Source organism: Sphingobacterium sp. Lzh-3 (assembly GCF_046764375.1).
Taxonomy (GTDB): domain Bacteria; phylum Bacteroidota; class Bacteroidia; order Sphingobacteriales; family Sphingobacteriaceae; genus Sphingobacterium.
Genome location: NZ_CP177226.1, coordinates 2,190,168 through 2,201,278, shown reverse-complemented (window position 1 = coordinate 2,201,278; position 11,111 = coordinate 2,190,168). Strand labels below are relative to the sequence as shown.

The following is an 11,111-nucleotide window of genomic DNA, read 5'->3' as shown; positions in this document are numbered from 1 at the left end:
TTAAATAATGAAATCAACATCCCAATCTCAACAAAAAGAAATTTTATATAAACCCATTTTCACAACAATAGCCTACCTATTCGCTTCCCATACACCGATTTGCAAGAAAAACCACAGAAACACACCAATCTAATTTATTTTATTATAATTTTTCGAGAATTTTATTAGCAAGAACTTGAAAAAACAAAAAAATAAATACCCGAAAAAGAGAATTACCCGAATTTTCTATAAGATACTTCAAAAAAAACTTAAGATAAATCGCTTTTAAAGAAGTTTAGGTAGATGAGGAAGAAAAAGATATATAAATAAAAAAAGAGCAAAATTCTGCTAAAAATAGCAATAACGCTCTCTTTTTAGCAGAATTTCAGCTCAGATACTATCTGTATTTCAAAGTTTAACCAATCGCGCCAGTACCGCAATTCATAAGAAATATAGACTTATTTAATCGCTACTAAATATTCACGATCTAAATCTCGACTGGAATTATTTGTCCTAAATGACAGAATACAATGTTTGTTTATACTGCTGCACATATTCCTTTGGATTACAGCCCACAATTTGCTTAAAAACCCGATTAAAATTAGTGATGCTATTAAACCCACAGTTGTAGGCAATAAAAGAAACGCTATCCAAGTGATCCTCATTTAACTGGTTACAAACTTCCTTCACTCTTATCCGGTTAAGATAAGTCACAAAAGTAACACCGCAATGCTTTTTAAAATATCGACAAAATGCCTGCGGAGTAAGATTTGCATGATCAGCAACATCTTCCAGCGTAATTTCGTCTTTATAGTGCTCCTTAATATAATTACAGATGAAATTAATGCGGTTTGATCCATGCATTGTATCAAAGGCCACTTCTACCCGCTCGTTACATAGCGCATCTGCCTCCCGTGAAATATTTGCCAATGCTCTTAGTAAATAAAAAAAGTGCATTAACTTCTCCATCTGATCAGCGGAATTCAATTGACAAACCCGTTCCGATATCTGCTCAAAATACCTCTCCGGTACCTTAAATCCTCTGGAGTTATTATAGATAAATTGATTCAGCGATTCAAATTCATCCAAAGAAAATAGTGATTTCAGCTTACCATTGGGATCAAAAAAGATAGAAACAGAACGTGATTCATTGGAAAGACCGTCTTGAGACGCTGACTTAAAAACGTGAGGTTGATTCGCACCTAAAAAGAATATATCATTTTCCTTAAAGGGATGTAGCGTATCTTCAACAATCAAAATTCCACTACCTTTTTTTATCCACATTAACTGAGCTTCCTGATGACGGTGAAAATAAGGATAGAAAGTTTCCAAAACATCTTCTTGAACAGTTAAACTTTGCCCTCGGGTTGTTGGCACGTTAAATTGAAGCGTTTTCATAGTTTATTTAGTTTTATGTTTACTGTTTAGTAATATAAATATAACAACTACAATGGAAGATTACTTCTTGCAAACAAAACATAAAAATACTATACCAAAATATGTTTAGAATTCGACAATATTTAATAATCCCTAAGAAATACGCAAACCAAAACAAAGAATTCACATTAAAAATTCACCAGCAGTAAAAAAATGGGTTAAAATACAATTAGACTTTGATAAATTGTGCAAATTATTATTCAACAGAAAGGCTGAACTTTATTTAATTTCGTTGTTTGACCTTTTTAGAGACAAAATGGCGAGCATATTCATTTGTAACAACAGCAAACACTACACTATCAAAGATAGACCTTTAAATAAATGATTTTGACATGCATAAATTTTACGATATTCGTATTAGACAATAACCCGCTAGGTAGACAATTCTACTTCAAGCCGAAGCAGATTACAAACAATTCATGATTCTAGCACAACAAAAACAGTACTTCCTTTAATTTCCAAACTTATGTTCAAAAAAGAAATATATCTTAATCGCCGAAATAATCTGTTATCAACGTTCACAACTGGCAAAATTCTTTTGTTAGGCAACATTGAAAATCCGATCAATTTTGAGCACAATACCTATCCCTTCCGTCAAGACAGTAGCTTTTTATATTATATCGGTGTCAAAAGTCCACGTTTGGCGGCTGTATTGGACACCGAAAAAAACGAGACCATCCTATTCGGCGATGAAATGACCATTGACGATATTGTGTGGATGGGGCAACAACAGACTTTAGCTGAAAAAGCAGATCTTTCTGGTATCAGCAAGGTCCTTCCTTTCAATCAACTCTTCGACTACCTTAGCAAAGGAAAACAGGAAGATATTCACTATCTTCCTCCTTATCAGTCGCATAATAAGTTATTACTTGAGCAGCTAACCGGCCGTCCCGCAAATCGGCTTCAGCCCTCTGTGGCTTTGATTAAAGCTGTCGTTGCGCAACGGAACATCAAATCGGCCGAAGAAATTATCGAATTAGAGAAAGCCGTAGATATTGCTGTTGATATGCACCGCATTGCTATGCGAATGACAAAACCTGATCGTTACGAATATCAGATCAGCAATGCCATGCAACATTTTGCGCAAGATCAGGGAACCTCCTTATCCTATCCTCCGATAGTCACAAAACGGGGTGAAATTTTGCACAATCATATGCAATTTCACCAACTTTATGAAGGAGATCTCCTACTCAATGATTCCGGCGTAGAGACCGCTATGGGCTATGCTTCGGACCTGACCAGAACTTTTCCCGTAGGAAAACGATTTACGGCTTTACAAGAGGAAGTTTACCAGATTGTCTTACATGCGTTTAAATCTGCAGAGCAGCTGCTGACATCCGGAATACGTTTTAAAGAAATACATTTAAAAGCCTGTGAAGCGCTTGTAGATGGACTTATACAAACTGGCTTCATGAAAGGCAACGCGCAAGATGCAGTCACGAATCACGCGCATGCGCTTTTCTTTCAATGTGGATTAGGCCATATGCTCGGTCTTGATGTGCATGATATGGAGGATCTTGGTGAACAATATGTAGGCTATACCGAAGCTGAGCCAAAAGATACCAAGACTTTTGGAATCAAATCGCTGCGGCTAGGTAAGAAATTGGAGGCTGGCAATGTGGTCACCGTTGAACCCGGCATCTATATTATTCCTGAATTAACGCAGCTTTGGGAACAGCAAAATTTACACAAGGACTTTATCAATTATGATTTCTTAAAAAAACATCTCGATTTCGGCGGGGTCCGTATTGAAGATAATTATCTTATTGAAACAGATGGATACCGTCGTTTAGGAAAATACCTTGAACGCGAGATTCAGGAGATCTATCAACTCAAAGACAATCCAATTGATTAATTAACGAACAACTAACATAATGATAAACCCAAAAAGTAAACTTAAATTCTTTTGGGGTCAACTCAAACAGATAAACAAATGAACAGCATTAAACAGTCGATCTTTATTATTCTAATACTGATTTTTCAGGTTCCAGCTTCCCTTTTTGCGCAGCGACTCTGGACAGATCATGGTGATCAATATTATGAATTTTCCGACAAGGGAATAGAAATGGTCAACCCTAAAAATGGGGTGCGCTCCATCTTCCTTTCACAGCAATCGCTTATTCCGAAAGGCGCAACGGTCGCCTTGAAAGTCGAAAATTTTTCCATTTCCAAAAACAAGGAGCTTATATTGATCTATACCAATAGTAAAAGAGTTTGGCGCGAGAATACAAGAGGCGATTATTGGGTTTACAACAAGAAGACCAATCAGTTGCAACAACTAGGCCAAAAATTCCCGACCTCACAACTGATGTTTGCGAAATTTAACCCACAAGCAGATAAAGTCGCCTACGTTAATAAAGCCGACCATAATGTTTACGTGGAAGATCTCGCTAATGGTAGCATCGTTTCCGTTACCAAAGATGGAACAGACCGTTTAATCAATGGTACTTTCGACTGGGTATACGAGGAAGAATTTGGCTGTAAAGATGGTTTCCGCTGGTCGCCGGACGGTGCTTCCATTGCTTATTGGAAGCTTGATGCCCGCAACATCCGTAATTTTCTGATGATCAACAATACGGATAGCCTCTACTCCTATACCATTCCCGTGGAGTATCCTAAAGTTGGACAATCGCCGAGTGCCTGTTCGATATGGACCTATGAAATCGCCACTGGAAAAAATACCATGCTGAATATCCCGGGAGATCCCAACCAGCACTATATTCCCCGCATGGAATGGTGTCTTGATAGCAAGCAGGTTATCCTAGAGCAGCTCAACAGAAAACAAAATGAGAGCAAAATCTATACCGTCGCTCTCTCCGATAATAAAGCGCAAAATATACACCAGGAGCAAAGCGACTCATGGATTGATATCAAAGCACGATGGAACAACAATGATCCTTCGGGATGGGACTGGGTTCAAGGTGGCAAGGCCTTCATCTGGGTCTCGGAAAAGGACGGCTGGCGCAAAATCTATCAGATTGATTTATCGGGCAACGAGAAGCTGGTTATGAAAGCGGACTATGATATGATCAATCTTGACTTTTTCGATCCGAAAAATGAAACGATTTATTTTACCGCCTCTCCAAACAATGCAACGCAGAAGTATCTGTATAGTGTATCAACGAAAGGCGGAATTCCAAAAAGACTGACCCCGGCCTCATACGAAGGCACCTGCGATTATGATATTTCAAAAGACGGTAAAATTGCCATCTTCAGCTTTAGCAACCGGGCAACCTTAAAACACAATGCCGTTATTGAGTTACCGACACACAAAATACTCGTAGACTTTGATTTTAAACGTGAAAAGAAAGTCAGCGATGGTATTGCCGAGTTTTTTAAAGTTAAAACAACGGACGGTATTGAGTTAGACGGCTGGATGGTAAAACCACTTGATTTCGATCCCAATAAAAAGTATCCTGTCGTCTTTATGGTCTACGGCGAACCAGCATCACAAACTGTATTAGACAATTTTGGTGCAGGTTATAACAGTTTATATAAAGGAAATATGGCGCAGGATGGCTACATTTATATTTCTTTGGATAATCGCGGAACTCCTGCTCCTAAAGGCAGCTTGTGGCGAAAAAGCATCTACCGCAATATCGGACAGCTCAATATTCGCGACCAGGCTTCGGCAACACAAGAAATTCTGAAATGGCCTTTTGTCGACAGTTCACGTGTGGCCGTCTGGGGCTGGAGCGGTGGCGGATCAAGCACGCTTAACCTACTGGGACAATATCCTCAAATCTATAAAACGGGTATTGCTATTGCAGCTGTAGCAAATCAGTTACTTTACGACAACGTATACCAAGAACGCTACATGGGCCTCCCTCAGGAAAATCTTGCAGACTTTGAAAACGGCTCGCCGCTGAAATATGCAAAAAACATCAAAGGTAACTTACTCTATATCCATGGAACCGGAGACGACAATGTGCATTATCAAAATGCAGAAGTCCTGATCAATGAACTGATCAAAAATAACGTGCAGTTCCAGTTGATGTCTTACCCCAACCGCAGCCATTCGATCAGCGAGGGACAAGGTACGCATGAGCATTTAAAAACATTATTTACAAACTATCTAAAATTACATTGCCCTCCGGGTGGAAGATAGACCGAATAGTTATCATTTACAGATGAAAAGAATACTATTATATGCACTGGGAACCTGTGGTCTACTGACCGCAGGTATACAGCAATCAGCAGCGCAGCTGATGAAAGAAAAAAATGACTTCACAAGAGCGGATTCACTGCGCGGATATCTGTCACCGCTGCGAACCTGCTACGATATCCAATACTACCATTTGGATGTTAAGGTAGATATAGACAATAAGTTTATTTCGGGTTCAAACCTTTTCCGTTTCAAGGCTACAACTGATTTTAATCGCCTGCAATTTGATCTTTTTGCAAATCTCAACGTAGACAAAGTCGTATATAAAGGGAAAGAACTTTCCTTTACCAGAGAACACAATGCTGTCTTTGTCGAATTTCCTGCAACTATTAAGAAAGGAATACAGGAAGAGTTTACGGTATATTACGAAGGCCATCCTACAGAAGCGGTCAAAGCTCCCTGGGACGGCGGCTTTGACTGGAAAAAAGATAGCAATGGAAAGCCATGGGTGGCAACGGCCTGCCAGGGTATGGGCGCGAGTGTCTGGTGGCCAAACAAAGACCATCAATCCGATGAAGTGGATAGTATGCTGATTTCCATCGCTGTCCCAAAAGAGGTGATGAATGTATCCAATGGACGTTTGGTCAAGGTGGAAAAGATGAAGGATGGTTACACCAAATACCACTGGAAAGTTGCCAATCCAATCAACAACTACAATGTCGCCATCAACATCGGCGACTACGTTCATTTTAAGGAAAAATACAAAGGTGAAAAAGGACCATTGGATATAGACTACTATATTTTGCGCGAAAACGATACGGCAGAAAAAAAAGCCCATCTTCAAAAAAACGCCAACCAGACCTTAGAAGCCTTTGAACATTGGTTTGGTCCATATCCCTTCTATGAAGATGGCTATAAACTTGTTGAAACCTACCATACCGGCATGGAACATCAGAGTGCCATCGCCTACGGTAACCATTACCAGAATGGCTATCGCGGCGGGGATGCGTCTGGAACCGGCTGGGGACATAAATGGGATTTTATTGTGGTCCACGAATCTGGTCATGAATGGTTTGGCAACAATATTACTTCAGCTGATCTGGCAGATATGTGGATCCACGAAAGCTTCACTAATTATTCCGAAGGCTTATTTATCGACTATTTCTATGGTAAGGAAGCCAGCCAGGCTTACGCCCATGGTATCCGGAGCGGGATCCAAAATGATAGCCCCATCCAGGGCCCCTACCACGTAAATAAAGAAGGATCTGGGGATATGTATCCCAAAGGCGGTGTTATGCTTAACATGATCCGTACGATGATCGACAATGATGAAAAGTGGCGGAATATTCTCAGGGGATTAAACAGCAAGTTTTATCACCAACAAGTCGATTATACTGATGTTGTCAACTACGTAAGCCAGAAGTCCGGTCTAGACCTGTTAAAAGTATTTGAACAGTATGTAAAACATACTGCCATTCCTACACTGGAGATCAAACAAGATCCTTCAGGCAGAATATTGGGTCGCTGGATCAGCGAAGTCAAAGGCTTCCATATGCCCATACATATTGGCGTAAAAGGTCAAAAAAGAGAACTTATCCAGTTGGACCAACGTTTCAGACCGATTAAAGTGGCCGGTTTAACAAAAGAGAATATCGATATTGATACGTTTAACTATTATGTCGGCGTATTGATCGAATAAAAACAGCTTCAACGTTACCAACATGAAATAAACACAGCGCCCCAGAAAGTTAGCTACTTTCCGGGGCGCTGTGTTTTTGAACCACTCTTATCGCTTCATACCTATTCCCAATTGAAATAAAACCTTCATGACTTCGCAGACTCTAACAGCAATAAAAGCATACCGAAGGTCCTTTCAATAAGATCCAGACTCGTTCAGGAAAAACAGGAAATAGGCCTGCATTAGCGGATTATTGTCCTGATGAAAGATCAATACTGATTCCAGGCAGGCGGATCTACACCAAGAAGACGTTTTACAAAATAGTCCCTTCTTTTTCGTTCACCATAATCTCCCCCTGAAGAATGCCCCATCCCAGGAACCATGATAAAATCATGATTCTTACGCGCTTTGATCAACGCATCAACCAATTGGAAAGTGGATGAAGGATCCACATTATCATCAAGTTCACCAACAATCAGCAAAAGATTTCCTTCCAGCTTAGCGGCATTTTCAATATTCGAGCTAGCCACATATTCAGGACCTACAGGCCAGCCCATCCATTGCTCGTTCCACCATATTTTATCCATTCGGTTATCGTGACAGCCACAGGAGGAAACGCCAACTTTGTAAAACTCGGGATGGAATAACAACGCGCCGGTTGAACTTTGCCCCCCAGCAGATGTGCCATAAATCCCTACCCTGCCGATATCCATGTATTTATATTGCTTTGACGCGGCCTGCATCCAGGCAATTCGATCCGGGAAGCCCGCATCTTTCAGATTTTTCCAACATACATCATGAAAAGCCTTTGAACGATTTGAGGTCCCCATGCCGTCGATCTGCACCACAATAAAGCCCAATTCGGCGAGTTCGTACATCCCGCTCGGGTTGCTGTAAAATGATTTTGGCACGAAAGAACTATGGGGTCCCGCATAAATGTATTCGATGACAGGGTAGCTTTTAGCGGGATCAAAATTCGTCGGCCGAATAATAATCCCCCAGATATCCGTTACGCCATCACGTCCCTTCGCTTTAAAAACCTCTGGTGCACGCCACCCTGTAGTTTCGAGCAGACTACTGTTTGTTTTCTCCAACTCCATGACAATACCGCCATTTTTGTCGCGCAATACTGAAATTGGCGGCTGATCGACCCGGGAATACGTATCCACAAACTGCGAATAGTCTTTATTGAAAAAAGCTTGATGATTTGCATTTTCTTCGGTCAGCAGTTTTAAGCCCTTTCCGTCTAAACCGATAGCGTAATAGTGGACCAAATAGGGATCTTCTGCGGCATTCATTCCGCTGCCTTCGAAAATAACCCTTCGTTTTACAGCATCAACATGCACAACTTTCCGAACAACCCAGTTTCCTTTCGTTATCTGGCTTTTTACTTTTCCAGTAATTCCGTCATAGAGATACAGGTGGTTCCATCCATCACGCTCAGAGGCCCATACAATCTCCTTTCCATCGGCCAGATCTTCCCGGTATTTCTTGCCGCTATAATCAATAAAGGTCTTATTCTGCTCTTGAATCAGAAAACTCGAGGTACCGCTATTTGCATCCATCTGCATGACGCCATAGACTTGATGCCCCCGTTTGTTATACTCGAAGGTAAATGCTCTGCTGTCATCGCGCCAGGAAAGATCCGAAAGGTAAAATTGATTTGGTATGAGCGCAGCATCAAACACCGACAGTCGGTCTTTTTCAAGATCATATAAAATAGGTAGTTTTTGCGCCAGCTCATCTCCGGGCTTCACGTAATCGCGTGTCTGAATTTTAGGCTGCAGCTGATCTTTAGGAGAAGATTCAATAAGCGTCAGTTGCCTGATCTCTATTTTTTGAGTTTTTACTGTAGCCAGTTTACGACTATCTGGTGCCCATTGAATATCATTGCTGTAATAATTTGCCGTGTTGCCATCAAAGGTAATTTGTCGCGCCTCGTTTGTATTTCCCTTTATTGCCAGGAATACATTATTATTGCGGATAAATGCCACATGTTTTTTATCTGGAGACTCAACTTCCCTATAGGCATTTTCCTGTTCACGCTGCCCCCAATAGCGCGTATTTCGATCTTTATTTCCACTTGCAGCACCCTGGCTCAATTGCGAGGAACGGCGGTTCCAGATCCACAGGTAGCCCGCGATATCGAGCGACACTTGATCCTCGTCCAGCAATTTTATCTGATCATTGGAAATAATACGATTTTCGATTTTCCGCCCCAGTTTTTCATCCACTAACGAAAATACTTTCGTCAGATCAAACAGCTGTTCTTTTGTTTTTGCCTGGGGATTGACCAAAATATACTCTTTTCCCTGCAACGTATTTCGATCATACCAAAAGAGATCCCCCTTATCATTCCAATAAAATTGGCCGGGCAGATTTTCAATTTTGTTGGTCAATTGTTTTTTTAAGTTTTGTGCACGTGTATAATCTGCCAAAGTTCCTTGACCAAACAGAAACTGTGCCGACAACAACAAAACCGCTGTACTAAGAAACTTCATACTTTCTTCGCTTAGGATTGATTAAATAATAGATCGGGATACCCAATAGTGCAATGATAATGCCTGGCCAGGTATAATTAGGTTTGAAAATGACCATCAACCCAATAAAAGCAAGTCCCATCAGAATATAAAGAACGGGAAGAAAAGGATAGCCAAATGCTTTATAGGGTCTGTTCAAATCTGGACGTGTGATACGGAGACGAATAATACCCGCAATCGCGAGTACATAAAATATGACTACCACACAGGTAATCATGTCCAATAAATCACCATATTTTCCGCTTAAACACCATATTGACGCAGCGACACATTGTATCCAGAGTGCCCAGGCAGGTACCGCATGCGCATTGAGCTTACCCGCCCTTTTAAAAAACAAACCGTCTTTGGCCATAGAATAATACACCCTCGCTCCTGCCAGGATAATCCCATTATTACAGCCAAAGGTGCTGATCATGATCATAATCGCTATAATAGTAATCCCAAAAGGGCCAAAAACTTCTTGAGCGACACTCATGGCTACACGGTCTTTTGGTGCATTGACCATAACTTCCAAAGGCAATATGCCAGTGTACATCAAATTAGTCAGGAGATAGATTACGGTAACCAGTAAAGTCCCTAATGCAAGACTCAACCCGATATTACGTTGTGGATTTTTAATTTCGCCAGCCACTGCGGAAGATGAGTGCCAGGAATCGCTGCTGAAGAGCGCACCGACCATAGCCGCAGAAAAAGCACCCATTGCTGAAAATCCATCATAAGATGCATACGTTCCATCCGTATTTAAACGACGCATTGACCAAAGAGATATATTGTCCCAGTTCCAAGTCCAAACTTCATGTTTCAAAGCCAGGAATCCAAAGAGCAACAAGAGCAACAGACTCCCGATCTTGATCAATGTGATGGATGTCTGTACGCGCTTTCCGCTATTTACGCCTCTTGAATTAATATAGGTTAATACAATAATGACGGCAATTGCCAGCAGCTGCGCTGCCGATACCCGATAATCTGACCATTCTAGCAGGTAAACATCTTCATCCATAGAAGGGAAGAGATAGGCTGTAAATTTCGCAAAAGCTACCCCCACAGCCGCTATAGTCGCAGTTTGTATAACGGCAAAAAATGTCCAGCCAAATACAAAACTTAACACTGGCCCATAAGCCTCCCGTAGGTAAATGTATTGTCCTCCTGCCTTTGGAAACATCGCACTCAATTCACCATAGCTCAACGCTGCAGTCAAAGTCATAAAACCACAAATCAGCCATACGACCATCATCCAGCCTGCAGACCCCGTGTTGCGCGCAATATCCGCAGATACAATAAAAATCCCAGAACCGATCATACTTCCAACCACCAGCATAGTGGCATCCAGTAACCCGAGAGACTTTTGAAAAGTTTGTTTCGACTCACTCAT

At 41.1% G+C, this 11,111-nt stretch carries 6 protein-coding genes; 3 read left to right on the top strand and 3 right to left on the bottom strand.

Translation table 11 applies throughout. The features are described 5' to 3' along the window. Positions 1 to 492: 492 nt before the first annotated feature. Entirely contained in the window at positions 493 to 1,377 is an 885-nt protein-coding gene (locus tag ACLCDV_RS09045) for an AraC family transcriptional regulator (protein ID WP_317667569.1), read from the bottom strand. Between the two features lie 505 nt (positions 1,378 to 1,882). Between ACLCDV_RS09045 and ACLCDV_RS09040 the strand changes: the two genes are divergently transcribed. From ACLCDV_RS09040 to ACLCDV_RS09030, 3 genes are all read left to right on the top strand, one after another. Continuing rightward, positions 1,883 to 3,271: an aminopeptidase P family protein gene (locus tag ACLCDV_RS09040; protein WP_411973467.1), complete on the top strand. Its 1,389-nt coding sequence runs from the start codon at positions 1,883 to 1,885 to the stop codon at positions 3,269 to 3,271. A 78-nt stretch (positions 3,272 to 3,349) separates the two neighbouring features. Beyond that, entirely contained in the window at positions 3,350 to 5,524 is a 2,175-nt protein-coding gene (locus ACLCDV_RS09035) for a S9 family peptidase (protein WP_317667571.1), read from the top strand. Between the two features lie 22 nt (positions 5,525 to 5,546). Further along, positions 5,547 to 7,220, top strand: a complete 1,674-nt coding sequence (locus tag ACLCDV_RS09030) for a M1 family metallopeptidase (RefSeq protein ID WP_411973466.1) — start codon at positions 5,547 to 5,549, stop codon at positions 7,218 to 7,220. Positions 7,221 to 7,468: 248 nt separating this feature from the next. Here ACLCDV_RS09030 and ACLCDV_RS09025 read toward each other — a convergent pair whose 3' ends face one another. Both ACLCDV_RS09025 and ACLCDV_RS09020 read right to left on the bottom strand, forming a co-directional pair. Beyond that, positions 7,469 to 9,700 carry a DPP IV N-terminal domain-containing protein gene (locus ACLCDV_RS09025; RefSeq protein WP_411973465.1) on the bottom strand — a complete coding sequence of 744 codons (2,232 nt, stop codon included), beginning with the start codon at positions 9,698 to 9,700 and terminating at the stop codon, positions 7,469 to 7,471. Next, a complete protein-coding gene (locus ACLCDV_RS09020) occupies positions 9,687 to 11,111 on the bottom strand; it encodes an APC family permease (RefSeq protein ID WP_343567197.1) in 1,425 nt (474 codons plus the stop codon). Before ACLCDV_RS09020 ends, ACLCDV_RS09025 begins: the two co-directional genes overlap by 14 nt.

What these genes read in the sequence shown, in the direction of transcription:
- ACLCDV_RS09035 (WP_317667571.1), top strand. Translation starts at nt 3,350, where the DNA reads ATGAACAGCATTAAACAGTCGATCTTTATTATTCTAATACTGATTTTT.
- ACLCDV_RS09030 (WP_411973466.1), top strand. Translation starts at nt 5,547, where the DNA reads ATGAAAAGAATACTATTATATGCACTGGGAACCTGTGGTCTACTGACC.
- ACLCDV_RS09040 (WP_411973467.1), top strand. Translation starts at nt 1,883, where the DNA reads ATGTTCAAAAAAGAAATATATCTTAATCGCCGAAATAATCTGTTATCA.
- ACLCDV_RS09020 (WP_343567197.1), bottom strand. Translation starts at nt 11,111, where the DNA reads ATGAGTGAGTCGAAACAAACTTTTCAAAAGTCTCTCGGGTTACTGGAT.
- ACLCDV_RS09045 (WP_317667569.1), bottom strand. Translation starts at nt 1,377, where the DNA reads ATGAAAACGCTTCAATTTAACGTGCCAACAACCCGAGGGCAAAGTTTA.
- ACLCDV_RS09025 (WP_411973465.1), bottom strand. Translation starts at nt 9,700, where the DNA reads ATGAAGTTTCTTAGTACAGCGGTTTTGTTGTTGTCGGCACAGTTTCTG.